The 26,915-nt window shown below is 46.6% G+C and carries 22 protein-coding genes and 1 riboswitch; of the genes, 8 read left to right on the top strand and 14 right to left on the bottom strand.

What is annotated here, in order from left to right:
• Positions 1-22: 22 nt before the first annotated feature.
• The 9 genes from AC6R00_RS12205 to AC6R00_RS12165 all read right to left on the bottom strand — a co-directional run bounded on the left by AC6R00_RS12205 (position 23) and on the right by AC6R00_RS12165 (position 10,994).
• Positions 23-1,393, bottom strand: a complete 1,371-nt coding sequence (locus AC6R00_RS12205) for an NCS2 family permease (protein WP_500640580.1) — start codon at positions 1,391-1,393, stop codon at positions 23-25.
• Between the two features lie 54 nt (positions 1,394-1,447).
• A riboswitch (purine riboswitch) is annotated at positions 1,448-1,547 on the bottom strand.
• 98 nt (positions 1,548-1,645) lie between these two features.
• A complete protein-coding gene (locus AC6R00_RS12200) occupies positions 1,646-2,518 on the bottom strand; it encodes a TonB family protein (protein ID WP_500640579.1) in 873 nt (290 codons plus the stop codon).
• On the bottom strand, positions 2,515-2,946 hold the full coding sequence (gene exbD / locus AC6R00_RS12195; RefSeq protein ID WP_500640578.1) for a TonB system transport protein ExbD: 432 nt from the start codon (positions 2,944-2,946) through the stop codon (positions 2,515-2,517). Before exbD ends, AC6R00_RS12200 begins: the two co-directional genes overlap by 4 nt.
• Positions 2,947-2,959: 13 nt before the next feature.
• Positions 2,960-3,790, bottom strand: a complete 831-nt coding sequence (gene exbB, locus AC6R00_RS12190; protein WP_500640577.1) for a tonB-system energizer ExbB — start codon at positions 3,788-3,790, stop codon at positions 2,960-2,962.
• Between the two features lie 143 nt (positions 3,791-3,933).
• Positions 3,934-5,412: a surface lipoprotein assembly modifier gene (locus AC6R00_RS12185; RefSeq protein WP_500640576.1), complete on the bottom strand. Its 1,479-nt coding sequence runs from the start codon at positions 5,410-5,412 to the stop codon at positions 3,934-3,936.
• A gap of 60 nt (positions 5,413-5,472) precedes the next feature.
• Positions 5,473-6,174, bottom strand: a complete 702-nt coding sequence (locus AC6R00_RS12180; protein WP_500640575.1) for a Slam-dependent surface lipoprotein — start codon at positions 6,172-6,174, stop codon at positions 5,473-5,475.
• A 157-nt stretch (positions 6,175-6,331) separates the two neighbouring features.
• On the bottom strand, positions 6,332-9,397 hold the full coding sequence (locus tag AC6R00_RS12175) for a TonB-dependent receptor (RefSeq protein WP_500640574.1): 3,066 nt from the start codon (positions 9,395-9,397) through the stop codon (positions 6,332-6,334).
• A gap of 131 nt (positions 9,398-9,528) precedes the next feature.
• A complete protein-coding gene (locus AC6R00_RS12170) occupies positions 9,529-10,473 on the bottom strand; it encodes a FecR domain-containing protein (RefSeq protein ID WP_500640573.1) in 945 nt (314 codons plus the stop codon).
• A 2-nt stretch (positions 10,474-10,475) separates the two neighbouring features.
• The gene (locus tag AC6R00_RS12165; RefSeq protein ID WP_500640572.1) at positions 10,476-10,994 is read right to left on the bottom strand and encodes a sigma-70 family RNA polymerase sigma factor; all 519 of its coding nucleotides are present in this window, start codon (positions 10,992-10,994) and stop codon (positions 10,476-10,478) included.
• A 461-nt stretch (positions 10,995-11,455) separates the two neighbouring features.
• On the opposite strand from AC6R00_RS12165, the gene gmk reads away from it, so the two are divergent.
• The 5 genes from gmk to recG all read left to right on the top strand — a co-directional run bounded on the left by gmk (position 11,456) and on the right by recG (position 17,718).
• Entirely contained in the window at positions 11,456-12,079 is a 624-nt protein-coding gene (gmk, locus tag AC6R00_RS12160; RefSeq protein ID WP_500640673.1) for a guanylate kinase, read from the top strand.
• A 96-nt stretch (positions 12,080-12,175) separates the two neighbouring features.
• Entirely contained in the window at positions 12,176-12,448 is a 273-nt protein-coding gene (gene rpoZ, locus AC6R00_RS12155) for a DNA-directed RNA polymerase subunit omega (RefSeq protein WP_004410883.1), read from the top strand.
• Between the two features lie 41 nt (positions 12,449-12,489).
• Positions 12,490-14,607 carry a bifunctional GTP diphosphokinase/guanosine-3',5'-bis pyrophosphate 3'-pyrophosphohydrolase gene (spoT, locus tag AC6R00_RS12150; protein WP_500640571.1) on the top strand — a complete coding sequence of 706 codons (2,118 nt, stop codon included), beginning with the start codon at positions 12,490-12,492 and terminating at the stop codon, positions 14,605-14,607.
• A gap of 68 nt (positions 14,608-14,675) precedes the next feature.
• Positions 14,676-15,359 carry a tRNA (guanosine(18)-2'-O)-methyltransferase TrmH gene (trmH, locus tag AC6R00_RS12145; RefSeq protein WP_004746080.1) on the top strand — a complete coding sequence of 228 codons (684 nt, stop codon included), beginning with the start codon at positions 14,676-14,678 and terminating at the stop codon, positions 15,357-15,359.
• A 280-nt stretch (positions 15,360-15,639) separates the two neighbouring features.
• On the top strand, positions 15,640-17,718 hold the full coding sequence (gene recG, locus AC6R00_RS12140; RefSeq protein WP_500640570.1) for an ATP-dependent DNA helicase RecG: 2,079 nt from the start codon (positions 15,640-15,642) through the stop codon (positions 17,716-17,718).
• Positions 17,719-17,936: 218 nt separating this feature from the next.
• On the opposite strand, the gene cysQ is transcribed toward recG, so the two are convergent.
• The 4 genes from cysQ to AC6R00_RS12120 all read right to left on the bottom strand — a co-directional run bounded on the left by cysQ (position 17,937) and on the right by AC6R00_RS12120 (position 20,917).
• A complete protein-coding gene (gene cysQ, locus AC6R00_RS12135; protein ID WP_004746085.1) occupies positions 17,937-18,764 on the bottom strand; it encodes a 3'(2'),5'-bisphosphate nucleotidase CysQ in 828 nt (275 codons plus the stop codon).
• A 60-nt stretch (positions 18,765-18,824) separates the two neighbouring features.
• On the bottom strand, positions 18,825-19,370 hold the full coding sequence (gene nudE / locus AC6R00_RS12130) for an ADP compounds hydrolase NudE (protein WP_500640569.1): 546 nt from the start codon (positions 19,368-19,370) through the stop codon (positions 18,825-18,827).
• A gap of 171 nt (positions 19,371-19,541) precedes the next feature.
• Positions 19,542-20,129 carry a Fe-S biogenesis protein NfuA gene (gene nfuA, locus AC6R00_RS12125; RefSeq protein WP_054962683.1) on the bottom strand — a complete coding sequence of 196 codons (588 nt, stop codon included), beginning with the start codon at positions 20,127-20,129 and terminating at the stop codon, positions 19,542-19,544.
• An 86-nt stretch (positions 20,130-20,215) separates the two neighbouring features.
• Positions 20,216-20,917: a phosphoribosyltransferase family protein gene (locus tag AC6R00_RS12120; RefSeq protein WP_500640568.1), complete on the bottom strand. Its 702-nt coding sequence runs from the start codon at positions 20,915-20,917 to the stop codon at positions 20,216-20,218.
• A gap of 59 nt (positions 20,918-20,976) precedes the next feature.
• Here AC6R00_RS12120 and bioH point away from each other — a divergent pair, with 59 nt between their 5' ends.
• Both bioH and AC6R00_RS12110 read left to right on the top strand, forming a co-directional pair.
• Positions 20,977-21,783: a pimeloyl-ACP methyl ester esterase BioH gene (gene bioH / locus AC6R00_RS12115; protein WP_500640567.1), complete on the top strand. Its 807-nt coding sequence runs from the start codon at positions 20,977-20,979 to the stop codon at positions 21,781-21,783.
• A gap of 109 nt (positions 21,784-21,892) precedes the next feature.
• On the top strand, positions 21,893-22,363 hold the full coding sequence (locus AC6R00_RS12110) for an ATP-dependent Lon protease (protein ID WP_494505612.1): 471 nt from the start codon (positions 21,893-21,895) through the stop codon (positions 22,361-22,363).
• A 92-nt stretch (positions 22,364-22,455) separates the two neighbouring features.
• Here the strand turns inward: AC6R00_RS12110 and AC6R00_RS12105 are convergent, their stop codons facing one another.
• Positions 22,456-24,780, bottom strand: coding sequence for a Tex family protein (locus AC6R00_RS12105; protein WP_500640566.1), 2,325 nt, complete (start codon positions 24,778-24,780; stop codon positions 22,456-22,458).
• Between the two features lie 224 nt (positions 24,781-25,004).
• Between AC6R00_RS12105 and AC6R00_RS12100 the strand changes: the two genes are divergently transcribed.
• Entirely contained in the window at positions 25,005-26,897 is a 1,893-nt protein-coding gene (locus tag AC6R00_RS12100) for a putative ATP-dependent zinc protease (protein ID WP_500640565.1), read from the top strand.
• Positions 26,898-26,915: the final 18 nt, after the last annotated feature.

Below are 26,915 nucleotides of genomic sequence, written 5' to 3'. Positions count from 1 at the left end.
ATGTTGCCAGCTCTTCTAACGATTACAGCAGTAGCAAGTAGGCTAAGAAAATAACCGACAGAGCGTAAATCACTGGGTGAACCTGCTTACCTTTACCAGCAATAACCATAGTGAAGGCATAGCTGATAAAGCCCATCGCCATACCATTGGCTGGCGAGAAGCTCAGCACGGTGAACATAATAGTAAAGAATGAAGCAATGCGAGACTCTTTCTTCTCCCAATCAATCTGGCCTAAGCGACCTATCATGTAGATGCCCACCACAACCATAGCTGGAGCAACCATAGCCGCCGAGAAAATAGAGAACAGAGGGTACAAAAACAGTGAAACAAGGAACAAGCCTGAAACCACTACCGCCGCTAGACCTGTTTTCGCACCTTGCGAAGAGGCAATACCCGACTCAGAGAACGCAGTAATAGACGTTGTACCTAGCACCGAACCAATCACAGTTCCCCCTGCATCCGCAACTAGGGCTGAACGAGCGTTAGGTACTTTGCCATCTTTGTCGATGATACCTGCATCACGGCCAACACCCACTATCGTGCTCATGCCATCAAAGAAATCGACAATCAGGAAGATAACCACAACAAACAGTAGATCGAACATCTTGTCTGCAGTTAGACCAGAGAAATCAAACACAGCACCAAACGTACTCGCCATACTTGGCGGTGCCGTCACGATTTGCTCAGGGATTGGGGCATTGCTTGTTCCCATCACTATATCAGCGATAACGGTTAGCAGAATCGCACTGACAAACGAGATAAAGGTCGCTAACTTGATGTCACGGACCATACAACCTAGAGCAATAAATATACTGATGTAAGCGATGATCACTTGAGGGTCGGCAATGTTACCCATGCCAACCAGTACGAATTTGTTGTCAACGATAATGCCGGCGTTCTTCAGGCCTAAGAATGCGATAAAGAGACCAAGCGAGACGGTAATAGCATTTTTTAAGTCTTCAGGAATTGACTCAATCAAGGATTTACGAATATTGGTCAGAGAAAGCAGTAGGTAGAGCACACCAGAAAGGAAGATACCAAACAGCGCTTCATTCCACACTAGCGCGACTGAACCACTTAACAGCATGCCTTTGAAGAAACCGTTCATGCTCATACCTGGTGCGAGCATGACTGGGTAGTTACCCCATACACCCATGATGAAGGTTGCGATTGCCGCAGCCAAAGCCGTTGCTGTAAATACCGCACCCTTATCCATACCAGGGATGCCGCCCAAGATAGCAGGGTTAACTGCTAGGATGTAGCTCATCGCCAAAAAGGTAATAAAGCCAGCGTACAGCTCTGTACCTAAGGTTGTTTTACGCTCAGCAATTTTAAATACTGAATTCAGCACACCAGACTGACTCTGGGCTTTTAGAGTTGATTCGAGACTCACAATGAAACCTTTACAAGTGGGGTAAACAGTAAACGGGTTCAATGCTGAAAAAAGAAATGGCGCATAAGCTACTGTAGTCACTAAGGTAGGCTCAGTGGTAGAAACGTCCAATCCATTTTATTAGACATATACAGCATTTAATCGTTTGCGCGAATTGTAAGGATCTCGAATAAAAACTCAATAGCTTTGTGAGACTTTAGCAAACGTTTGCTTAGTGCTATTTTCTAGAAAGTACCGCAAGAGTAACAATCATTATTGAACATAAAACCGAACAGGTACCGTCCAAGTTAACGTCTCACCATCGACTTCCTTTGGTGGAGAAGGCAAAGGCATCGCTCTAAATACCAAATCCAGTGCTTCTCTATCTAGAGATTCTGTACCACTACTACGAATCAACTCTACCCCTAAAACTTTGCCAGCCCGGTCCATGGTAAAAGTAATGAGTGGCACTCCCTGTTTACGTAGTCTCTTGGCACGCCTCGGGTATTGCTTATGCCGTTCAAGATGCAATACGAGCTGTTGTTTCCAATCTAAGCGCACTTGCCTTAAGTGCTGACTGAAAGCCCCAGCTACCCCTTGCAGTTTCTCTTGCCGATTCTCCACTTCAATCTTAGGTGCGCTTTGTTCGACTTTAGCAACGGAAGCGGGTTGAGAGACTGCCGGTTTTACAGGGATCGCTTGCTTAGCTTTTACTTGAGTCTGCTTAACTGTAGGCGTACTTTCACTCAGCTCAACGTTCTGAGGTTTGGCCAATTCAGAGTCAAGCTTGGACTCTTTGGCAATGATAGGCGGTGGCTCGGAGGCAAGCCCCACCTCTTTTTGGTCTGGTTCTGGCTCGATTTCCTTTTCCTCTGCAGGAGCGTCATCGGTAACCGTAGCAACTGAGTCGATAGACTCGACCTGCTTAGCCCCATCATTAATGGCTTGCTCTTCAACCTTAGGTGCTGCAATTGGCGCAACCATGGCGACACTGACAGGTATTGCGGCTGGTAGCGGTACAACTTCTCTTTTCGGTTGGTAAAGATAATAGAGAGCGATGGCAAGGTGGATAACGACACTGACTGCAATACCCGGTACCAGCCACGGCATAAATCCATCACTCGCTACTTTTCGATTTTGCATCATGTGCTTTTATTCTCTGTCGACTCCAAACCAACCAAAGCAATCTGTCCATAACCTGAAGCAACAAGTACGTTCATTACCTTCATCAAACTTTGGTAATCTAGCGTCTTATCCGCTCGGAGATAAATGCGTTGCTCTTTATCTGCTAAAACCTGAGCCAAAGCTTGTGGCAACTGATCTAAGTTCACCTGCGTCTTTTCTCCTAGCGTAAGAGCCAAATCAGCGCTTACCGTAAGATAAAAAGGTTCTTTAGGTCGTGGAGAAGGAGTCGCCGAAGACGTCGGAAGATCCACTGGCACGTTAACCGTCGCTAGCGGAGCAGCAACCATAACGATGATAAGCAGAACCAACATTACGTCCACAAAAGGAGTAATGTTGATTTCATGGTTAACCGCTAGCTCATCTTGCTGCGAAGATACTTTAAACCCCATAGACAAACCTCACCTAAGCTGCGAGCTTTTTGCCATCAATGGCAATCGGTTCCCGGTCTAAATCACGGCTGACCAGTACCATTAAGGCAGCAGAGATATCAGCCATTAGAGCGCGATACTGACTGACTCCTCGAATAAAGTGATTGTATAGAACAACTGCGGGAATAGCGGCGACCAAACCAATCGCCGTAGCCAACAAAGCTTCTGCAATGCCTGGAGCAACTACAGCCAAAGAGGTATTCTGAGATTTAGCGATGCCGATAAAGGCATTCATAATTCCCCAGACGGTGCCAAACAAACCAATGAAAGGGCCGACCGAACCTACCGTGGCCAAAACCCCAGTCCCACTCGTCATTGCACTACTAAGTCCTGCTTGCACACGTTCTAGCCTTAACTGCAGGCGCTCTTTAATCCCGTCTTCATTGTCTGCCCGAGCCGACAATACCAGTTCTTTTTCAGTAGCCTCAAGCAAAGCAAGCCCTGCTCCTTCAGCACTATCGCATCTTAACTTCCCTTCAACCAAGGTTTCTGAATCAAGCAGTTCAGTAAGAAGATGCTTAGCACGACGACAAGCGAGGTGTAGCTGGATTTGTTTTGCGATACCAATGGCCCAAGTCACACCAGAAGCGACCAATAATAGGATCATTACCGATTTTACGACCCAATCTGCGGCCTGATACATACCATACGGAGAAAGATCATGATGAGGGGTCGCTTCCTCTACTTGTTGGGTTACCTCTTGCGTAACAGGTTGTAACTCTAAGCCTGACGTTGCTTCAGCCCAGCTGATTGCAGGGGACAGTAAAATGAAAAGAATCAGTAGTGGTTTGGTTAAGCATTCCATTGTTTTACTCACATTCGGTTTATCTGTGTGTACTGCACCTAGCCAAATGCGTACACCTCCATTAGTTACACCGAACCAAAAACCAATATCCGTAATTTAATTTTAAGTTATTTCACAAATTAGCCTTAAGCGACTGATTATTATTAAAATCTTCTTTCAAGCTTTACACTGTATTGGTGCTGTTTATAACTGTATGCCCAATTAACATTGCTCTCTGTTTTATTCGCTTTAAGCTCTAGCAAAGGCTTAATTCCCGCAAACAGTTCGGGTAGCGTCACTACTAGGGTATAGATCTGCTCTGTGTCATCACGCCGCTCACCTAAAACAGCATTGTAGTCACCGTAAAGACGCTCACGCAGAGAAGCAAATAAGGTGACATCAGTGTCAATTGACGAAAACGTCTTGTTGACGCCCAATCTCCCACCCCAAAGATGGTACTCATGCACGGCCTGCTGGTTTTGCTTTAAAGTCCAGTCTAGACCACCGAAAACCAGCCACTTATCAGCTAACTGATGCCAATATGTGCCAAAGACTGACCATTGCCAATCCGATTGGTAACGTAGTGCTTGGTTACGGTAATCAAGGTACTCTCCTTTCACCTCTATCTTCATGGCAGATCTTGGGGTTAAATTCGAAAACCAGTCAGCTTTGAACCCTCCAGAGGTAAATAGGGTACGATTAGATAACGCTCGATATTCAAATTGAGGAGCAATGCTCAGTTGATTCTTTGCTGTTTGATGGCTGTACCCTAACGCGATACTCAGTGTTTGCTCATTGTGTTCTTTATGGTTTTGATAGCTGGTGCCATAGGCGAATGTACGTAACTGAATACCATGGTGACCTGCTAGTGAAAAACGTCGATTCAAGCTAGCATCAAAGTCTAACCCGTAAGCGGATTTCACCTCAGGAGCACTCCGCTCAAGAAAACAGCGACCATTAGTAAAATGGATCAAACATTCATAGTGTTCTGATGAAAGGTTTAGGTTGTCGTTGAACGTTGGGCCGACCGAAAACGCACCTTGCCACTCGTCTCGATACTCCAGCGCACTCACAAAGCTTTCTACCGTTTTTCTCACGCCATCCGCCCTTGGGTTATCAACGGGTAAACGAGATAAAACATCGTTAAACAAAGACAAAGAGTCGGTGTTTTTTCTGTCCTCAAACCTAACACGCGCCAACTCAAGCTCTGCGGGTAAAAATTGCGGTTGGAGTTCTAACAAATCCAAATAGTGCTGCTCTGCAAGGGTATAGTCTTGCGCATGTCTCGCCAATGCACCCGCCGCATAATGCTCGAGCATAGGATCTCGATCTTGTAGTTGAACATATCGATCGAACAGGCTTTGTGCCAACAACCATTGACGCTGCCTTACAGCAAGATGTAAAGCCGGCCCTAATTGATTCGCCGTATCAGCGACTTGAGAGCTCTCTTCAGTTGCGGATTGCTCAGCTCTACGCTCTTTTTCAAGCTCTTCTACAATCAAAGCATTTTCATTCTGACGGGAAGATAAAGCGTCACGTTGTTGAATGCGTAGGTCGGTATCTTGATCAGCTCTAGACATAGAGGCGTAGCTCACTCCCACAACGAGCAGCAAAAAAGACAGGTAGTGGTAATAGGTTTTCATTAAAGGATTCAATCAAAAAAGGGAGCGAATACACCGCTCCCAGAAACGACAAAAAGTGATTTAGTTCTTGCTACCACCAAAGGCAGTATCGAGCGTGCTGTCACCCGCGAACTTAGCAAAGCCAGCTAAGAAGGCGGCGTTAGCACCAAAGAAATGGCCTTGCGAGTGACCAATCTTTAGACCATTGGCGACGGCTGTGCCTGAAAACTCAGCCGTTGCCGCATTGATACTGTTGTTGTAAAGGTTGATTGCTAGGTTGCTGTTAGATAAAGAACCGTTCAGCTTTTGTGCTGCGAAGTCAGCGGTAAACTGACCCGCTAAAGTCGCACCATTATTTATACCTGCCACTGTGTACGTCGCCGAACCAGATGTTGGAACCGTCGTACCAGTATCATCACCGACATAATATACAGCACGATCATTAGCCTGACCGTTAGTGCTACCCGATGACCATTCACCAAACCAAATGTCCTGTCCAGCAACCTGAGAAAATACATACTTAGAATTGTTATGGTCACTACCGGAAGTGTATACCTCTCCATTTTTGCTAGCGAATACTGTCAGTCCGTCAAAATCAACTCTTTTGCCTCCAGTACTACCAATCCCTGCTTTACCTTTTGAGTGAATAAAAGGTACCCATACCTGAGACTCACCAACTTGACGATGCTCGCCATTGCTAATCGCTCCATCAAAGCCAGCATGTGCAAGTGAACTGAGACCAAGCATGGCCGCCGAAATCCATGAAAGTTGTACGATTTTCATTCTTCAATCCTTAATAGGCTATAAATTATTGTCCACTGCTAAGACCAAAGCACCTCAATCTCTATGCAGCTTCATCTGATACACCGAGTGACGATGACAAACCCGTAATCAAAATCAAAAAAACCGCAGCTTTGGCTGCGGCTTAGTGAACGTAATCCTAAAAGCGACTGGTCAGCTTAACGCTGATTGTTCTTCCTGGTGCCGGGATACCTGCTACTGCCCCCGGCTCTAGGTAATAGATATCGGTCAGGTTACTACCACGCAGCTCAAACTGGAGATGCTTGTTATAGGCGTAACCGATGTACGCATCCAACGTCGTCACATCATCGCGTTTAACATAGTCTTCTGAATGGCTTCCGTCTGCATAATAAGTTCGGGATCCGACAATAAGCTTTTTATTCAAAAAACGTGCTCCCAAGTGCAGGCTTCCGCTCATTTCAGGTGGGACTTTGTTGGCCAAATAGCTTGTGGTACTGAAACCGCCACGTCGGCATTCCTGATAGTTAGGCGTGTCATCGGTTTTCAAATCAGCCATAAAGCGTTGTGTGGCCGCGTTTTCATCACACACTTCATTTTCTAGATTGTAGGCAAAGGACAAGTCACCAAAATAGTCGCCATCGTCGTAATCCAACTGCAGCTCTATTCCACTTGTTTTCATCTTGTCCAAATTGGTAAAGCTTGTTGTCGCCACAGAAGTATTTCTATCCATGACATCCTCTATAACCTGATCGAAATAGGTTAGCTTCACATTGGCATGGTCAAAGTAGTAAACGTAGCCGAGCTCCCACAATTTAGAACGCTCGGGAGCCAACGGTGAAGACGTTGCTGGAACAGCCGAAAAACCCACGGTACTTTCGAACATACTCGGAAAGCGTAATGATTCGGCATAGCGAATATAGCTACGGCTGTCTTCCGTCATTAACCAAGTGATTGAAGCTGATGGCATCCAACCACTATCACTCGATTCATAATTGGTATAGGTACTGGTGGATGAACTACTGAGCTCCTGTGCTTTACAGCTACCTTCGACATAATTAGGGCTGTTTACTGCAGCAATACACGCATTGTCTGCCGCACTGTAATTATGTTCTCCGCTATGACGCCACTCAGACTCAATGTCTTCAACATAGGAAGTATGCGCGCTAGCCGCTGCAATTTCTTGGGCGACCAATGCATCCTGTTGCGCCACTTTTGCATCTAACTGTGCTTGAAAACCTGGGACGAGGAAGGGTGGAAGATTAGGGATTCCGTCACGTAAGTTAGCGATCTCTTGGTTCAAGCTAGTATCTGCGTTTCGAACTCGAGACTCTACGCCAGCCAGGTAAGTAGCACGATTGGCATCTGTAATAGGCACATTCATCTGATAAGAAAGTCGATAACCTTCGCCACCGTATTGAGATAAAGAAGAGCGATCCCCTGCGGCAAGGCGATTTTTTACATAGTTATCGATAGATTTGTAGTAGCCATAGCGAACACCAGCATTGAAGATAATCGAGTCACTCGCTCGCCATTCGACATTTGCACTACCATTATACTCAGTACGTTCACCCGCTCGTACTTGACCAAACTCAGCAATGACAGAGTCCAAATCACCTTTTGGTGCTAGCTGATGGTATTGATAGTTACCTGACAGCGTGACATCAACATCACTACCAAATAGCATTTTGTTGCTAAAGCTATACCCATACCTGTCTTCTTCTGAATTAATGAGGGAGGTATTTTTAATGATCGTCTCCCCTTCAGTAAGACTATTGGGCGAACCGGGGCCGGTATTAGAGCGAATGTCGGATAGCGTCACCCATAAGTTGGATTTGAAGTCGATGTAAGGGTTAGCAGGGTTAGAGCGAACCCTAAGATTATAAGCTTGCAACTCGGTATGATTCAGCGGCCACTGAGCAAGACCGGACATATAACGTGTTTCTGCTCGATCGGCCAAGATTTCCCCATGAACACTTTTCGTATAACGAGCACCAAACTCAACCTTAGTCGCTGGGCTAAGATTAAATGCAAACTTACCTAAAAAAGATTCCATTTCAGAAGAGGTATTTGGCACCTCTTCACCGGGATGGTAAACCAAAGCCAGATGCTCTGGTTGAATAAATAGCCTACGGTTTTCAACGCCTTGAGATTCATCGCCATTAAAAGGCTGTTGATAGAAGCTGGCCTTTTTGGTTCCCGAAAAATAGTTACCGCGATTGCGGTAAGCGTAGGCGGCTAGCCAATCAACCTTAGATCCAACACTACCAATCGCTAGGCGATAAGCAACATCTTCGCCATTAAATGGATTGTCATCTTGACGTTCCTTTGGGTCAACCACTAAGGCTGGGTCAGTATACAAAAGGTCATAAGCTGGGTTAGCTAGGTCTGCATACTCAGGTATCGTACTGATGTCCTGTCCTGTATATAACCTAGGTTCTCGAGGTGCGGTAGAGTTACTACTACTTTCCGCGACAAATTCCATACCAAATGTTTCACCAGGCAGAACAATGTCATTGGCTGACAAAGTGGTAATTTCAACCGCTCCCCCCACCGAGGTGTTTACATCAGGGTTAATTTGAGCGCCTTTATGTACCGTCATTCCGCCAATGAGGTTAGGGTCCAGAAAGCTACGGTTAGAAGCGGCACGATACCCATTGTCCATGGTAATTTCCTGCTCAGTGCCATCAATGATGACAGGCACCCTACCCGGACCTTGGACACCTCGAATATTCGGATCAATACCTCCGCCATTACGTGCATCACCACTATTAACGTTTGCCATCCCTTTAAAAATATCAGAAGCATCCGTTCCTCTAAAACGTTCGATCTCTTCTTTTCCTCGATACTCAGTGGCGAAGTCTTTGTCGTATACGTTGGCCTCGCCGATTTCATCTCGGTTTGCACCGCCATCCAACCTTGTACCAACTTGAACGGCGTCTAGAGCCCATTCATCACCAATATCGACTAAGTACGAGCCATCATCCTGTTTCTGGGCGCTTAAACCTGCGTCTGCCAGGAGAACAGTAAATGCGTCTTCAGGTTGGTAATCCCCTTGCAAACCTTGGCTATACTGCCCCTGCGTCAAACTAGCATCAACCGAGTATTCTATACCTGCTTGCAAAGCAAACTGGTTAAGAGCTATATCTAGATCAGCGGCAGGGATATTGAAGACCTTAGCTTGAACAGAAAATGCTACCCAAGGGAGAATCAGACCAGTACAACGAAGCTGAGTACGCATGGTCATTGAAAGCCTATTTAAGGGGAAGGGGGACTTCACGTCTGATATCCTTATTCGCTGAGTTAACTAGTGTCTACACCGAGCGAATAAGCCAAAGCCTCAATCAAAGTGAGAAAAATTATTATCGTGTCAGTAATTTATTCTTTTTTCGCAGAAATACTGACCCAAAAACGAGTTCGAGAATTAACTTCAATGGGTAGGATTTGCGTGAGGTTGTGTAAGGTTTGATCGGTATCTCGAATGGAATACACACCTGAAATACGTATCGAAGATAACTCTGGGGCGACTTTTATTACGCCACGACGATAGCGAGATAGCTCTGCGATAAACAATGGTAGCGGCGTATCCTGAGCGAGGATTTTCTCATCCAACCAAAGCGCATCTGTTGCTAATAAACTCTGCTTTTCTTCGTATTGATACGTATTGAAACCACTTTTTTGCCCAGCTAATAGGTGCTGTCCTTCATTTCGTTGCAGAGGTTTGGTAATAACCTCTCCTTCAAATACGCCAACCATAGTCTGTTGTTGAGCTAGACGGACACTAAATTTAGTCCCTATCGGCATGACACTACCATGGGGCGTAACAACACTGAATGGCGTTAGGTGATGGCCAGTCGTCACCATCACCTCTCCTTCCATCAATCGAATTCTTCTGTGATGCTGATTGAAATCAACGCGTATCCTACTCGCAGTGTTAAGTACGACGACGGTACCATCAGACAACTGTATTGGTTTTACTTCCCCTGTTGCAGAGACATACTCTGTCTCTCCTTGTGGCAAAGCGGCATCACTAGACAACACCAAGCTCATCGTCGCTAATGAAACACCGCCCCAAATCAATACCTGTCTGCGTGAGACACGTTGGCGATAAGTACCAAGTATTTTGCTGCCTGACTGGGGGTCTGGCACAGATGTGAATTTTCGCTGTAGAGACTCCATCTGTCGCCAAGCATAATCATTATCAGGATGGCGAGTCCGCCAAAGATGAAAAGCGCGCTTATCCTGCTCTGACACATCCTCAGACCACATTCGTGCCATCCACAGCGAAGCCTGTTCGATCGATTTACGTGAAATGCGCTCCATGTTTAGTAGTATCCCTCCATTGCAACCAACATGCAGCCTTGTAATGCTTTAGCGACATATTTCTCAACGGAAGAGACCGAAACCTCCAATCGGTGAGCAATTTCCTTGTAACTCAACCCTTCCATTTGTCTCAGGATCAATGCCTGACGCGCTTTGAAGGGCAATTTATGCAACATAGCGTCAATTTCAACTAAGACTTCAACCATCATGGTTTGCGCCTCAGGAGAGGCCGCAACTTCTTCAGGCTGGTGTTCAATGATTTCGAGATACGCGGCCTCAATACGACGACGGCGATAGAGATCAATCACTAACCCTTTTGCAATATGTGTCAAATAACGTCGCGAGTCCTTTCTCTCTGGGAGCTTGCCACTCACAAGTAGTCGTAAGTAAGTATCTTGAACCAAATCAGCACTTACTTGAGGGCAGCTCAACCTCCGTTGAATAAACAGCGAAAGCCAGCCGTGATGTTCTCGATACATGCTGTCGACTTCGTTGAGATCAACGGGACTCATGGCCGTCATAATTCGCCACTCCTTGTTTCAGTTGCACAAACTACAAATGAAAATAATTATCATTAAAATTTATTCATAAGCAACGATTATTGATAAGAAATGTGTTATGGAAATTCGATTCCCTGGATAAACTACAATTAAATCAGCAAATTGCGCTCTATAATTGGGCTGAAATAATTTCAACTACATGCTGAACTTCATAAAGGCATGATTGATATGAAGAAACTCTCAAAGCTAATTAGAAGCAAAAATGGTAAGCGACGTGAGTCAAAATGGTCGAATTAGCGACCGTGACTAGGCAGATTCAGAGACTCAGCCACTTGTGAAGATCCTTATGATCATGCTACTCTTCGCCTCCATTTTTCTGGCCTAAATTTCACCACTTCGGTGTTTCTATGTGGTCAGTGCTATCTTTAAACATGTCGGCATTATCAACTGGCAGTTATCAAACCAAATGTGGGATCGTACCTATGGGTAAAGGCACTCTATATATCGTATCTGCACCAAGTGGTGCTGGAAAATCTAGTCTGATTTCAGCCATGCTAGAAACTAACCCAACCTACGCGATGAAAGTGTCAGTCTCTCATACCACTCGCGGTATGCGCCCTGGCGAGCAAGATGGTGTTCATTACCACTTTGTGCAAAAAGAGCACTTTGAAGAGCTGATTGAGAGAAATGAATTCCTTGAATATGCCGAAGTGTTTGGCAACTACTACGGCACGTCTCGTGTTTGGATTGAAGAAAACCTCGATAAGGGCATCGATGTGTTCCTAGATATTGACTGGCAAGGCGCTCGTCAGATCCGTGAACAAATGCCTTTGGCAAAAAGCCTGTTTATCCTGCCGCCATCAAATGGTGAGCTAGAGCGTCGCCTTAACGCTCGTGGTCAGGATAGCGACGCTGTTATCGCGAAACGCATGGCTGAAGCAAAATCAGAAATCTCACACTACGGTGAGTACGACTACGTGATCATCAACGATGATTTCGACACTGCTTTGATGGACTTTAAAGCCATCATCCGCGCAGAAAGATTGAAGCAAGACAAGCAAGCTGCTAAATATAAAGGCATGCTTGATGCGCTTTTAGCTGAGTAAATAGCAGGAAACACAAACAGATCCTAGACACTAGGAACTGTCAGCCTGTATAATTTCTCGTCATTCAAAATTTTAGTTAACTAATTTGGAGTTCTCATGGCACGCGTAACTGTTCAAGACGCTGTTGAAAAAGTTGGCAACCGTTTCGACCTAGTTCTAATTGCGGCACGCCGCGCTCGTCAAATGCAAACTGGTGGCAAAGATTCACTAGTGCCAGAAGAGAATGATAAGCAAACGGTTATCGCTCTACGCGAAATCGAAGAAGGTCTTATCACTAAAGAGATTCTTGATGCACGTGAGCGTCAAGAGCAGCAAGAGCAAGAAGCCGCTGAACTAGCAGCTGTAAGCAGCATTGCTCACAGCCGTTAATTAGACGTCTCGTCACTACAACTATCTTCCGGGCCTAAAGTTTGTATCTATTCGATAGCCTAAAAGACGTTGCCCAAGAATACCTAACAGAGCCTCAAATTGAGGCTCTGCGTCAATCTTATGTGGTAGCGAAAGATGCCCATGAAGGGCAAACCCGCTCTAGCGGTGAACCTTATATCATCCACCCTGTTGCTGTTGCTCGTATCTTGGCTGAGATGCGCCTTGATATTGAAACCCTGCAAGCAGCCCTACTTCACGACGTTATTGAAGATACTGAAGTCACCAAAGAAGAGCTTGAAGCTCAATTTGGTAATACCGTTGCAGAACTGGTGGATGGCGTTTCTAAGCTTGATAAGCTTAAGTTTCGCGATCGCAAGGAAGCTCAGGCAGAAAACTTCCGCAAGATGGTTCTTGCCATGGTGCAAGACATCCGCGTTATTCTGATTAAGCTTGCTGACCGTACGCATAATATGCGCACGCTCGGTGCTCTTCGTCCAGACAAGAAGCGTCGTATCGCTCGCGAAACCTTAGAAATCTATTCTCCTTTGGCGCACCGCCTTGGTATCCACAACATTAAAACTGAGCTAGAAGAACTCGGTTTTGAAGCGCTCTACCCGAACCGTTATCGCGTTCTTAAAGAGGTCGTTAAAGCAGCCCGTGGTAACCGTAAAGAGATGATTCAACGTATTCATGATGAGATAGAAGGTCGCCTTGAAGAAGTCGCTCTTAAAGCGCGTGTTTTTGGTCGTGAGAAAAACCTCTTCTCCATCTACAACAAGATGAAGACCAAAGAGCAGCGCTTCCATACCATCATGGATATCTACGCTTTCCGTGTCGTCGTCGACAATGCCGATACTTGTTATCGCGTGCTTGGTCAGGTACATAGCCTATACAAGCCACGTCCAGGTCGGATGAAAGACTACATCGCGGTACCGAAAGCGAACGGCTATCAATCTATCCATACTTCAATGGTTGGCCCTCATGGTGTTCCGGTTGAAGTTCAGATCCGTACCGAAGATATGGATCAAATGGCGGATAAAGGGGTTGCCGCTCACTGGTCTTACAAAGGCAACGGTGAGCGAACAGGTACTACGGCGCAAGTCAAAGCTCAGCGCTGGATGCAAAGCCTGCTTGAACTACAACAAAGCGCGGGTAACTCATTCGAATTCATCGAAAACGTTAAGTCAGATCTGTTCCCAGACGAGATTTACGTCTTTACGCCGAAAGGCCGCATTGTTGAGTTGCCAGTGGGTGCTACCGCAGTAGACTTCGCTTATGCCGTACATACCGATGTCGGTAATACCTGTGTTGGTGCTCGTGTTGATCGCAACCCTTATCCACTGAGTAAATCGCTGAAAAATGGTCAGACGATTGAAATCATCAGTGCTCCGGGTGCGCGTCCAAATGCTGCATGGCTCAACTACGTAGTGACGTCTCGTGCGCGTACTAAGATCCGTCAGGTTCTGAAAACCATGCGCCGCGAAGAGTCGATTACCTTAGGTCGTCGCCTGCTTAATCATGCCTTAGGTGAGCTTTCTCTATCAGATATCGATGAAGAGAATATCAACCATGTTCTGACCGACCTCAAAGTAGAGTCAATCGACGATCTACTGGCAGATATTGGTCTAGGCGAGCTGATGAGTATCGTCATTGCGCGTCGCTTATTGGGCGATGCTGATGAGCTGACCGAAATTGAGAGTAATAACGAAGGTAAGAAGAAGCTGCCGATCCGCGGTGCGGAAGGTATTTTGCTGACGTTCGCTAACTGTTGTCACCCAATCCCAGACGACCACATTATCGCTCATGTTTCACCGGGCCGAGGCTTAGTTGTTCACCGCGAAATGTGTCCGAATGTACGTGGCTATCAAAAAGAGCCGGATAAATACATGGCGGTGGAATGGTCTGATGATTACGATAAAGAGTTCATCACCGAAGTCACTGTCGATGTACAAAATCGTCAAGGCGCACTCGCAGAACTGACCAATGTTATTTCAAAGACGGGTTCCAACATTCACGGACTTTCAACAGAAGAGCGTGATGGTCGCTTGTACACAGTAACAGTACTGCTAACGACCAAAGATCGTGTTCACCTTGCTGGCATTATGCGTAAGATTAAAGCTATGCCACAGACGCTTAAAGTTCGTCGCCGCAAGAACTAACCGTTTGATTTGAATATCTAACTGCCCTTGAAACCACCATTTCAAGGGCTTTTCTTTTGTATAAGATTATGAATTTAGAACGCTACAATCGAATCCAAGAAGTGTTAAAAGCACGCCAAGCTGACTTAACCCTTTGCCTAGAAGAAGTTCACAAGCCAAATAACGTATCAGCTGTTATCCGCACCGCCGATGCAACGGGTATTCACAAGATACACGCAGTATGGCCAAATGAGATGCGCACACTGAGCCATACTTCGGCGGGTGCTCGTAACTGGGTAGACGTTGAAACCCATGACTCTATCGACGAGGCAATTACTGAGCTCAAAGCGCAGGGCATGCAGGTGCTTGTCACCAACCTGTCTGAAACTGCAGTAGACTTCCGCGATATCGACTACACCAAACCCACTGCCATTATTCTCGGTAGTGAAAAAGTAGGCGCATCAGAACAAGCGAAAAAGCTTGCTGACCAAGATATTATCGTCCCAATGGTCGGAATGGTGCAGTCTCTCAACGTATCGGTAGCCAGTGCCGTGATCCTTTATGAAGCGCAGCGCCAACGTGAAGCGGCAGGCATGTACGACAATGAAGTAAGCTCTGTACCAGAAGAAACCATCCACCGCCTACTGTTTGAACGTGGTCATCCAGTGCTAGCTAAAGTCGCCAAGCGCAAAAAGCTTCCTTATCCACCACTAGACGAACAAGGCCAGATCATCGCCGATGACGAATGGTGGGCAGAGATGCAGAAGAAGTAAGAGAGCGAGAAGCGAGAAGCGAGAGAATTTGATGTGTTGGCGTTTTGCGTCAACCCTTCTTTTAAGAACTAATTAAGCATAACAACATACGACTACTGCTACACACATACCTCTCGAAGGACAAAGTCCGTTCTAAAATCCCGAAGCAAAGCGTTCTCGCGGGCGTTGCCCGATCTCTAACCCCAATTTTTCCTGTACAAAAACACAGCCCAATGGTTAACTAACAAGGTCTTATCTAACTCACTGAGTCACTTACTCAAAATAACGAGCGAGCTGTGTCATGTCCCAACTGCTATCTGCGATTCCTCTCACTTCTTTGACTGGCGTTGGTGCCAAAGTTGCCGAGAAGTTAGCCAAAGTTGGGCTCAATAGCGTTCAAGATCTTCTGTTTCACCTTCCTCTGCGTTATGAAGATCGCACTCGTATCTACCCGATTGTAAAACTGCATGCTGGCCTATGGGCGGCGGTGCAAGGCAAGGTGATGAGTGTTGATACCTTGTTTGGTAAACGCAAAATGCTGTCGGTGAAAATCAGTGATGGCAACGGCACCATCACGCTGCGTTTTTTCAATTTTACCGCCGGAATGAAGAACAACTTCGCCGAAGGTAAAACTGTTCACGCTTATGGTGAAATTAAGCGTGGTGGCTACGGACTAGAGATTGTCCATCCAGATTACAAATTCTACGCACCAAACCAAAGCGCTCAAGTAGAACAAACACTTACCCCCGTCTACCCCACGACTGATGGCCTAAGGCAGGTGACGCTGCGCAACTTAACAGACCAAGCACTAGAATTACTCGACAAATCGGCCGTGCAAGAGCTACTACCCAATGGTCTGTATGATCACCAAATCACCCTAGCGCAAGCACTGCACACTATTCACCGTCCGCAACCAAACATCGATTTAGAGCAGTTTGATGAAGGCAAGCACCCGGCGCAGATCCGCTTGATTATGGAAGAGCTGCTAGCACAAAATCTGTCGATGTTGGCGGTGCGCAGCAAAGGTCAGCAAGACACAGCATTACCGCTACCCGCTTGCAACAAACTTAAGCTGCAACTGCTCGACCAACTTCCCTTTTCACCAACCAATGCTCAAGTACGCGTAGTGGGTGAAATCGAACGAGATCTCGAAAAGCCACACCCTATGATGCGCCTAGTTCAAGGAGATGTGGGGGCTGGTAAAACCCTAGTCGCAGCGCTTGCCGCTCTGCGCGCCCTTGAGCATGGCTACCAAGTCGCGCTGATGGCCCCGACTGAACTACTCGCCGAGCAGCACGCGATTAATTTCGCTGCTTGGCTCGAACCTATGGGCATCAAGGTAGGTTGGCTCGCTGGAAAACTAAAAGGTAAGGCCAAAGAAGCTGAGCTTGCTCAAATCGCCAATGGTGAAGCGCAAATGGTGGTCGGCACCCATGCTCTGTTCCAAGAGCATGTCGAGTTTCATCACTTAGCTTTAGTTATCATTGATGAGCAGCATAGATTTGGTGTCCACCAGCGCTTAGAGCTGCGTGAAAAAGGGGCCAAGCAAGGTGCTTATCCACATCAGCTGATTATGACTGCAACTCCAATACCTCGAACACTGGCAATGACCGCCTATTCTGATTTAGAAACGTCAGTGATTGATGAGCTCCCACCGGGGAGAACGCCGATTCAAACCGTCGCCATTCCGGATACTAAGCGGGACGATATTGTTGAGCGAGTCAGAAATGCCTGTCTTAACGAAGGTAAGCAAGCCTATTGGGTGTGTACTCTGATTGATGAATCTGAGGTGCTAGAAGCTCAAGCGGCAGCGGATACGGCTGAAGAGCTACAGCGCAAACTGGCAGACGTCAAGATTGGCTTAGTCCACGGTCGAATGAAACCCGCTGAGAAGCAAGCGGTGATGCAAGACTTCAAGGACAATAAGCTCCACCTTTTGGTCGCGACGACTGTGATTGAAGTAGGTGTTGATGTGCCTAACTCAAGCTTAATGATTATCGAAAACCCCGAGCGTTTGGGTTTAGCTCAGCTCCACCAGCTACGAGGTCGTGTAGGTCGAGGCAGTGTCGCCAGTCACTGTGTGCTGCTCTACCATTCGCCACTGTCCAAAACCGCCCAAAAGCGCTTAGGCGTTTTACGTGAAAGCAACGATGGATTTGTGATTGCACAGCGTGACTTAGAAATCCGTGGACCAGGTGAGCTATTAGGCACCAAGCAAACCGGTATGGCAGACTTTAAGATTGCAGATTTGGTTCGCGATCAGCGCTTAATCCCCGAAGTTCAGCGTATTGCTCGGCATATTCATGACAACTATCCAGATAATGCTGTCGCGATTATCGACCGCTGGTTGGGTGATAGAGATGTGTATTCGAAGGCTTAAACTGGATAACTGGATAACTGGATAACTGGATAACTGGATAACAAAAAAGAGGGTTGGCGTGAAAACGTCAACCCTCTTAGTTTGAATAAACAATTCATCATCCTCAAGAGTGAGGAATGACCAAAATCAGAGCCAGCAATCCAGCAGCGTAGCAATCCCGCTTTCCATAGGGCGAAGCCCGTTCTCGAAGCGAAGCGTTCTTAAGGACGGAGTCCGCTTCAATCCTTAACCTTTAAAATCTCATCCCAAGGTAAGCTCTCATCACCCAAGACAATAAAATTCGGGTTCTCTAATGTATCGCGCTCATTGTAAGAAAGCGGCTCTAGCAAGGTACTTAGAATACGTCCACCCGCTTCTTCGACAATACATTGCGTTGCGGCGGTATCCCATTCACCGGTTGGGCCAAGCCGTAGGTAGCAATCGACCGCACCTTCAGCGACTAAACAGGCTTTCAGTGCTGCTGAGCCGAGTGGAACTAAATCATAATTCCAACCGCTGCTCATTCGGCTTGTGATGCGATTGATATCTTGGCGACGACTAATCGCAATCGCGATTGGGCTTTGCTTGCCATCATGTTGATGGGTTTTAATACGCACGCTTTCGCTTAAGTCTGGAATTTTCCACGCCCCTTTGCCTTGGTAAGCGTAGTACGTCACTCCAGAAACCGGACCATAAACCACTCCCATCACGGGCTTATTGTTTTCTACGAGAGCGATAATGGTGGCAAAATCGCCACTGCGGGCAATAAACTCTTGGGTGCCATCCAGTGGATCAACGAGCCAGTAGCGATCCCACTGTGAGCGTTTATCTAAACTGATATCAGCCGCTTCTTCCGATAACACAGGGATATCTGGAGTCAGCTCGGTTAGTCTTTCCACAATCAGTTTGTGCGCGGCGATATCAGCACTGGTCACTGGTGTTTCATCACTTTTGGTGAACGCCTGGTACTCTTTTTTCTCGTAAATATCGAGAATCAACTGCCCAGCACTACGGGCAATTTCAATCACTGCGGGCAAATGATGAGAAAGGTCTTCTGTCATTGGCATAAAAAATCCTTACGCTCTACCTACTCTTTCCTCATGCGACATCGCTGAGGAAAACGTTAATTATTTTAAGATTCGTAGAGCGAGTAACAACGCAGTAATACTGCGCGCTTCACTAAAATCGAGGTGTGTTAAAAGCTCTTCAGCTTGTGCTAAAGGCCAACGAACCACTTCTAACGGTTCTGGTTCATCACCTTCCAATTGCTCTGAGTATAGTTGCTCTGCAATGAACAGGGTCATTTTGCTAGAGAAATAAGAAGGGGCAAGAACGACTTCTTTCAAAGGCGTTAATTTATGAGCACCATAGCCAATCTCTTCTTTCAATTCACGTTCAGCCGCTTGCTGGGGAGTTTCACCAGGATCAATTAACCCCTTAGGAAAACCCAACTCGTACCTCTCAGTGCCCGCCGCATATTCTCTGACTAACAAAATGTCACCTTGATCGGTAACAGGAACCATCATGACTGCATTTCGCCCACTAGGTTTCATGCGCTCATAAGTCCGATGTTCACCATTGCTAAAGCGTAAATCCAACGCTTCAATAGCGAACAGTCGAGATTGCGCCACAGTCTGTTTCGCCAGAATTTCTGGTGGGTTCCGTTTGGCCACGAGCTTACTCCTTTGCATCAAGGGAAGGTTCTAGAATCTGTCGCTCTTTCAAAACCCTATTGTTCGAAAGATCAACACTCCTAATATATGAGAAATTTATCAGCTTTGAAAACAAAAAAAGGGCTGACATTGCTGTCAACCCTATGTATTTCATTCGGTTAAATGCATTTATTAGTAGTAAGAGTGCTCACCACGATCGTGCTCGGTTGCATCGCGTACCGCAGACAGCTCACCTTCGAATTGCTGAAGAAGCTCTTTCTCGATACCTTCTTTCAGTGTTACATCAACCATAGAACAGCCGTTACAACCGCCACCAAAGGCAACAATGGCAATGCCTTCGTCTGTGATTTCAACTAGGTTTACATGACCACCGTGACCCGCAAGCTGAGGGTTAACCTGAGTCTGAATCACGTACTCAACACGCTCTACTAGAGGCGCGTCATCAGAAACCTTACGCATTTTCGCGTTTGGTGCTTTCAAAGTTAGCTGAGAGCCCATTTTGTCAGTTACAAAATCAATTTCAGCGTCTTCAAGGAATGGCAGACTTAACTCATCAACAAATGCTGAGAAGAACTCAAACGCCAATTCAGTATCGGTAGATTCTACCGCTTCTGGCGGGCAGTAAGACACGCCACACTCTGCGTTTTGAGTGCCAGGGTTTACCACGAATACACGAATATTAGTGCCTTCTGGCTGCTGACCTAATAGGTTAGCAAAGTGTTTTTGGGCAGTTTCTGTAATAGTAATTGTATTTGACACGACGAATACCTGAGTAATTTTGTAGGCTATTAGTTGACCATTTTACTCCTGAAAACTGAGAGATCTAGCGTTTTAGTCAATTTATACTAACTTGCTGGCTCAGGAGTACGGCAGATGCAGTAAATATCAACGCTTTTCACCCCCGCTTCAAGCAGTAATTCACATAAATGCTGCACCGTACTTCCAGTAGTGAGAACATCATCAACAATCGCGATATGGTCAGCAACAACCTCTCCATTGAGTAAGAAAGCACGGTCTAGATTTCGCTTTCGTTCCAACTTAGTTAAACCTTGCTGCTGAGGTGTTGCTCTCACTCTTTTGAACAAGGGCTGACACGATACGTTGAGTTGCTGCGCCAGTGAACGTGCTATCAACTCACTCTGATTAAATCCGCGCCTTAGATACCGCCCCCAGTGCAAAGGCACAAAAGTAATCACCTGTGCGGGCGTTTCTATTCTTGGGGCGAGCAGGCTCGCGAGCTTACTCGCCTGCCAAAATTGCCGCTCGTACTTAAGCCTATGAACATATTGCGCAAGTGGTAGTTGATAGTCAGCAACGCAATAAAGCCGCCGCCATTTAGGTGGATGTTTAAGACATTCTCCGCACTCTGCAATATCAAAAGGAGTAGGCAAACCACAGCGCTGACAACGAGGTAAAGGCGCGAAGTAGCGCGAGCAATGGTCACAAATGCCACTAGGTGGGTGGGGCTTAGTCAACGCGAGATGACAAACCTCGCAATGCATAGGCAACAGGTCGGCGATGTGTTTCACTACCTTTTGAGTTAACATAACCCCACTCCATTGAAACAGTATTTGATGATTGTCTAGACAGGACTGAGAGCGAGAGGATGGAAAAAGTGCTACAAACTGAGAACAACCGTGAATCTTTGTATTGGCAATCCCAAGGTCAAGGTGATGACCTAGTGCTACTCCATGGTTGGGGAATGAATGGCGCGGTTTGGCAGCAGACAGTTGAAGTTCTTAGCCAGCATTTTTGTGTCCATGTGGTCGACCTGCCAGGGTTTGGTCATAGTCACCAATCTAGCTTCGAGAATATGCATGATCTCGCGGAACAAGTCTTGCTGCACGCACCTGAGAAAGCGATCTGGCTTGGTTGGTCACTAGGCGGTTTACTGGCAACTCATATTGCACTCAATGCCCCACAACGAGTCGAAAAGCTGATTACAGTCGCAAGCTCACCTAAATTTGCCGCCGAGAGACCTTGGCGCGGCATTCAACCGAATGTGCTTAGCGCTTTCACCGAACAATTGGTTGATGATTTCCAACTGACTATCGAACGTTTTATGGCCTTGCAGGCGATGGGGAGTCCTTCAGCGAGACAAGACGTCAAACAGCTGAAAAAAGCCGTTCTCTCAAGACCAACGCCAAACCCAACCTCTCTGTTAGCAGGTTTACAACTGTTGGCCGATATCGATTATCGTGCTGAGCTAGAAAACCTAACCATCCCGATGCTACGTCTGTATGGCCGCTTAGATGGTCTTGTGCCTGCTAAAGTCGCCAGTGACGTTGATAACCTCGCACCAAACAGCGCTAGCTACATTTTCACTGACTCTTCTCATGCTCCGTTTATGACTGAATTCGAGACATTTTGTCAGAAAGTACACCAGTTCATTGATCGCCAACGCATTAAATGAACAATGTACAAAAAATAAAAATCAGCGCTAAACCTTTGCCCCAACTGGTCGATAAATAAACTAACCGGAAGAGTTACCACTCTCAGGTTGGGCGTGAGGAGGTTAATGAATGCTCGTATCACCTACGAACGTAAGCGTTCCACTGATCGCCCCATCGGTTAATGTGCAAACGGAGCAAGCGGCGCGCGACAATAAAGTCCGGGAGCCAATTACACCGACGATTGCATTGACCAAGAGCAACGCACAACGAAAGGTGACAGCAGACGATAAACGGCGAAAGCAATCCTCATGGGATCCTTCAGAGCACCCGAGCTATGAAACGGAAGAAAGTGGGAGTGTGGTTGCGGTTTCTCAGGAAGAACCTAAAGATACCCTCGAAAGGCTATTCCAACTGTTGGCACTGGAAAGTTATAGCGAACATCAAGGTAAAGGCTATGCCATGCGTTTTCGTTTACCGAAGCGCATAATCGATGCGGCGATAACAGAGGGGATGATGGAAAAGCGCAGAACCGTGATTAAATTTCATTACGGAGATGCTGTGGCTCCAAATACCCCTTCTGATGTAATTGCGGTGTTGTAGTACCTTGTCGTTCTCTGGTTCGATAAGGTAATGCCGAAAAAAATCCCCGCTAGTATCGCTACTACGGGGATTTATATTTTTAGCGCAATAACTTAACGCTTAGCTTTTGCAAAGGCAGCAGCGAATGCACCACCCATAGCACTGTTATTGTTCGACGATTCGTCACGACGACGTTGACCACTTTGTTGTTGACGCTGCTGACCACGTGGAGCACTTGAACGCTGAGTTCGGTTGTCTTGCCCTGGCTCATCGGTCAAACGCATTGAAAGGCCAATACGTTTACGCTGCACATCCACTTCCATCACTTTCACCTTGACGATATCGCCCGCTTTAACCACTTCACGCGGATCAGAAACGTAACGGTCCGTCAGCGCAGAGATGTGCACTAAACCATCTTGGTGAACGCCGATATCAACAAAGGCACCAAAGTTGGCAACGTTAGACACTACCCCTTCTAACACCATGCCTGGTTCAAGATCGGAAACCTGATTAACGCCATCAGCGAATGTGGCTGTCTTAAACTCAGGGCGCGGGTCGCGGCCCGGTTTATCAAGTTCTTTGATGATGTCGCTCACGGTTGGAACACCAAAGTTCTCATCGGTGTAATCGACAGCGTGAAGTCCGCGTAGGAACTGAGTATCACCAATCAGCGCTTTGACATTTTTGCTGTTTTTCTCAGCAATCGCTTTGACCACAGGGTATGCCTCTGGGTGAACAGAAGAGGCATCAAGGGGGTTCTTACCATCCATAATACGCAGGAAGCCCGCACACTGCTCAAATGCCTTAGGCCCAAGACGCGCAACTTTTTTCAGCGTGGTACGCGCTTCAAAGCGGCCGTTCTCATCTCGGTAATCGACGATGTTTTGCGCAATTGTGCTCGATAGGCCCGCTACGCGAGTTAGCAGAGCCGGTGATGCGGTATTCACGTCGACACCGACGGCGTTTACACAATCTTCGACCACTGCATCAAGACGTTTTGCCAGCATGGATTGGCTAACATCATGCTGATACTGACCCACACCAATCGATTTAGGGTCAATCTTAACTAATTCAGCCAGTGGATCTTGCAAACGGCGAGCAATCGACACCGCACCACGCAGTGATACATCTAAGTTCGGAAACTCTTTTGCTGCTAGCTCTGACGCCGAGTAAACCGACGCACCCGCTTCGCTAACCATGATTTTCTGCACCTTGAGGTTGCCACGTTTAATCAGGTCAGCGACAAAACTGTCAGTTTCACGTGAAGCAGTACCATTGCCAATCGCAATCAAATCCACGTTGTACTTACGTACTAAAGCATCAACAATTTGCGCTGATTTATCATATTGCTTTTGTGGCGGATGAGGGTAGATGGTTTCGGTTGCTAGCACTTTACCGGTTGAATCGACCACGGCAATTTTCGAACCAGTACGAAGACCAGGATCGAGACCAAGTGTGGCACGAGGACCCGCAGGTGCAGCCATCAGCAGATCTTTCAGGTTAGTGGCAAAAACCTCAATCGCTTCAATCTCTGCACGCTCTTTCATCGCACCCATCAACTCAGTTTCCATGTGCATCGAAACTTTGATGCGCCATGCCCAGCTGATCACCTGCTTGCGCCAACCATCTGCCGGAGCACTGCTTAGGGAAATACCATAGTGGTCACTAATAATCGTCTCACAATGAGACTGCCGAACGCCCTCTTCCTGCGCAGGGTCAGCATTCATAGCAAGGGTCAAGAAACCTTCATTTCGACCACGCAACATAGCAAGTGCACGGTGCGATGGCACTTTACTTAAAGCTTCGTTATGCTCAAAGTAATCTTTAAATTTCTCACCTTCACGCTCTTTGCCGTCAACCACTTTAGCGACAAGTTCCGCGTTGCGATTCAGATGAGCACGAATTTTCTCTAGTAGATTAGCATCCTCAGCGATTCGCTCCATCACGATAGCACGAGCGCCATCCAGAGCCGCTTTGGTGTCAGCAATGCCTTTGTCTGCATCTAAGTAGTTTTCGGCTTCCGCTTCAGGTTCGGTCTGTGGCTGATTCCAAAGCTTGTCTGCTAACGGCTCTAAGCCCGCCTCGATCGCGATTTGGCCTTTAGTACGACGCTTTGGTTTGTAAGGCAAGTAAAGGTCTTCAAGACGCGTTTTACTGTCTGCCTGCGCTATCTCAGCTTCAAGCTCAGAGGTTAACTTACCCTGCTCTTGAATCGATTTAAGAATGGTTTGGCGACGCTCATCTAGTTCGCGTAGGTAGGATAAACGGCTATCAAGGTTACGCAGCTGAGTATCATCCAATCCACCCGTGACTTCTTTACGGTAGCGGGCAATAAAAGGGACTGTGTTTCCATCATCAATGAGGTTAACAGCAGCAGTGACCTGCTCAGGTCGAACACTCAGTTCCTGAGCAATCATATTACAGATAGCTTGGCTCATCCGTTGAATCTCTTGTTGTATTTTAACCTTCTTTATATTGGGATTCTTGATGTAAAACCCAATACTTTTTGTTACCGCGAGCAAGGTTACGCAATTGTTTTGCCAATAGTTTGGCAATTATGTGAAAGTTGTGTCAGAAATAGAGATAAGTCAGAACTTAGATCTGAAAAATGGAACTAATTTCGTTCAAGACCTTGTGCGAATAACGAGTAGTTGGAACCGCTATGAAAAAAATCTTACTGGCCCTTTCTGTACTATCTGTATCCTTAGCTTCTCCTCTGGCCCTAGCTGATCAAGCTAGCGCTGCGATCAATGCTTCTACCCAGTCTCCTGTTTACACCCTTGATGACAAACTTGTCTTAGGGCGGGTAGAAAGCGTTTATCTCGAAGAGATCGAGGCGCTAAAAGGGGTTTCATTTGCTGGTAAGATTGATACTGGCGCAGACACGACATCGATGCATGCCACCAACATTCACGTTTCCAGCTCTTATCCCCAGTTTAGCCAACTCAAAGATCACAAGCTGATGAAAGCACTGATCGATTTCGACCCTATTGATGATGTCGATTACGATGATTGGAATGCTGAACTTTTTGCCCCTTACGGCGTTGAAGTAACTTTCACCATTAAGCATCCGCACACCGGTGAGAGCATTGAGGTGACCAGGCCAATTGAACGTGTCGGCGTGATTCGCAATCGAACTCAAAAAGAACCTATTCTGCGCCCAACCATCACCTTGCCAATGACCATTGCTGGCAAAACCGTCATGACACAAGTTAACTTGACCGATAGAAACCAGTTTTCCGCGCCAATTCTGATTGGCAAAACTTTTCTCGATAACAACGCCTGGGTTTACGCAGGCTACGATTACCTTCAAGAGCAAAAGAACGCGCAACTTGTTGGTAAGAAAGAGTCAGTTGAAATCGCTGGCGTAAAACAGAAGATCAGCTACTCACTGCAAAACAACTACTCTTCACTGCATGCCACCAATATAAACATCGACTCTAACAAGCAACTGGTCTCTTTCGATATCGAAGATGGCAATGGCAGCAGCGAGACTCTCACACGCCCACTGGTACGTATGTTGAACGTGAGTGGCAAAAAGCGTCCAATGGTGTTCGTTCCAATCGACACTAACGGCGCTGAAACGCAATACTGGTTTGTCTACTTAACTGACCGGAGCAATCTCAATTCACAGCTACGTCTCGGCAAAGGAACGCTCAATCGACGCTTTATGATCGATACTGGCGCGACATCTTTGTTAGATGGCAAGCCTAAAACCATCAGTAGCAAGTCAAAAGCCATGCAGGTTTCCGGTGAGGAGTCACTGTTACTTGATGGCATTGAATTAACGGCAGAACCATCTCTAGTAGTGAAAACACCACTGCTAAAAGTCGCAAGCTTCGAGATTTTTGAAAAGAAAGGCAAAGAATGGGTAACTTACTACCTCACAGACCAAGACGGCGAGGCCAAGCAGTTTTCTAAACCGATCAATAAAACCCTAAAAGTCGGTGACTCCACTCGCCCAGTGGTATTTGGTACCTTCACCCTATACGGCGAGAAAGTTGAACTGCCGTACGCCATTGATGTGCTGGATGAAGACGAGACCAGTGATTACTTCGTAATAGGCCAGAAGATGTCCAAAAATGGCGTGCTCATAAACACTCGCACAGATCATCTACTCGATTCGTACCCGCTATTTAAGGCAGGTCATATCGAGGTAGCACAAGTAGAAGGTCTCAGCTTCCCCGTTAAACTCGATACTGGTGCAGACGTCAGCTCTATCAATGCGCAGAACATCAAACAGTTTGAAAAAGAGGGCAAGTCCATGGTCAGCTTTAGCTACCAAAATGATCTCGGTATGGAGAAAGACTTTACCCTAGAGGTCGTCGATAGTATGAAAATCAGGGCGAAAAAAGGTGAGAAACCGACCATTCGACCAGTCGTTGAAATGCAAGTCAAACTGGGCGAACTCGAGAAGAAGATACGGGTGAACCTCAAAGACCGCAGCCGTTTCCACTACAGCATGATCTTAGGTAAAAACTTCCTCAAGTATGGCGCTGTGGTGGGCAGTGAGCATAATTACATCCTCACTGAAAAACCTGACTACGAAAAATAATCACAGCCAAAAGTCCCG

The sequence above is a fragment of the Vibrio sp. R10-SF1-ISO8 genome, from assembly GCF_059833805.1.
Note: the sequence above shows the minus strand (reverse complement) of the source record. Positions and strands in the feature narration are given on the sequence as shown.

What these genes read in the sequence shown, in the direction of transcription:
- AC6R00_RS12200 (WP_500640579.1), bottom strand. Translation starts at nt 2,518, where the DNA reads ATGATGCAAAATCGAAAAGTAGCGAGTGATGGATTTATGCCGTGGCTG.
- exbD (WP_500640578.1), bottom strand. Translation starts at nt 2,946, where the DNA reads ATGGGGTTTAAAGTATCTTCGCAGCAAGATGAGCTAGCGGTTAACCAT.
- exbB (WP_500640577.1), bottom strand. Translation starts at nt 3,790, where the DNA reads ATGGAATGCTTAACCAAACCACTACTGATTCTTTTCATTTTACTGTCC.
- AC6R00_RS12185 (WP_500640576.1), bottom strand. Translation starts at nt 5,412, where the DNA reads ATGAAAACCTATTACCACTACCTGTCTTTTTTGCTGCTCGTTGTGGGA.
- AC6R00_RS12180 (WP_500640575.1), bottom strand. Translation starts at nt 6,174, where the DNA reads ATGAAAATCGTACAACTTTCATGGATTTCGGCGGCCATGCTTGGTCTC.
- AC6R00_RS12175 (WP_500640574.1), bottom strand. Translation starts at nt 9,397, where the DNA reads ATGACCATGCGTACTCAGCTTCGTTGTACTGGTCTGATTCTCCCTTGG.
- AC6R00_RS12170 (WP_500640573.1), bottom strand. Translation starts at nt 10,473, where the DNA reads ATGGAGCGCATTTCACGTAAATCGATCGAACAGGCTTCGCTGTGGATG.
- AC6R00_RS12165 (WP_500640572.1), bottom strand. Translation starts at nt 10,994, where the DNA reads ATGACGGCCATGAGTCCCGTTGATCTCAACGAAGTCGACAGCATGTAT.
- gmk (WP_500640673.1), top strand. Translation starts at nt 11,456, where the DNA reads ATGGGTAAAGGCACTCTATATATCGTATCTGCACCAAGTGGTGCTGGA.
- rpoZ (WP_004410883.1), top strand. Translation starts at nt 12,176, where the DNA reads ATGGCACGCGTAACTGTTCAAGACGCTGTTGAAAAAGTTGGCAACCGT.
- trmH (WP_004746080.1), top strand. Translation starts at nt 14,676, where the DNA reads ATGAATTTAGAACGCTACAATCGAATCCAAGAAGTGTTAAAAGCACGC.
- recG (WP_500640570.1), top strand. Translation starts at nt 15,640, where the DNA reads ATGTCCCAACTGCTATCTGCGATTCCTCTCACTTCTTTGACTGGCGTT.
- cysQ (WP_004746085.1), bottom strand. Translation starts at nt 18,764, where the DNA reads ATGCCAATGACAGAAGACCTTTCTCATCATTTGCCCGCAGTGATTGAA.
- AC6R00_RS12120 (WP_500640568.1), bottom strand. Translation starts at nt 20,917, where the DNA reads ATGTTAACTCAAAAGGTAGTGAAACACATCGCCGACCTGTTGCCTATG.
- bioH (WP_500640567.1), top strand. Translation starts at nt 20,977, where the DNA reads ATGGAAAAAGTGCTACAAACTGAGAACAACCGTGAATCTTTGTATTGG.
- AC6R00_RS12110 (WP_494505612.1), top strand. Translation starts at nt 21,893, where the DNA reads ATGCTCGTATCACCTACGAACGTAAGCGTTCCACTGATCGCCCCATCG.
- AC6R00_RS12105 (WP_500640566.1), bottom strand. Translation starts at nt 24,780, where the DNA reads ATGAGCCAAGCTATCTGTAATATGATTGCTCAGGAACTGAGTGTTCGA.
- AC6R00_RS12100 (WP_500640565.1), top strand. Translation starts at nt 25,005, where the DNA reads ATGAAAAAAATCTTACTGGCCCTTTCTGTACTATCTGTATCCTTAGCT.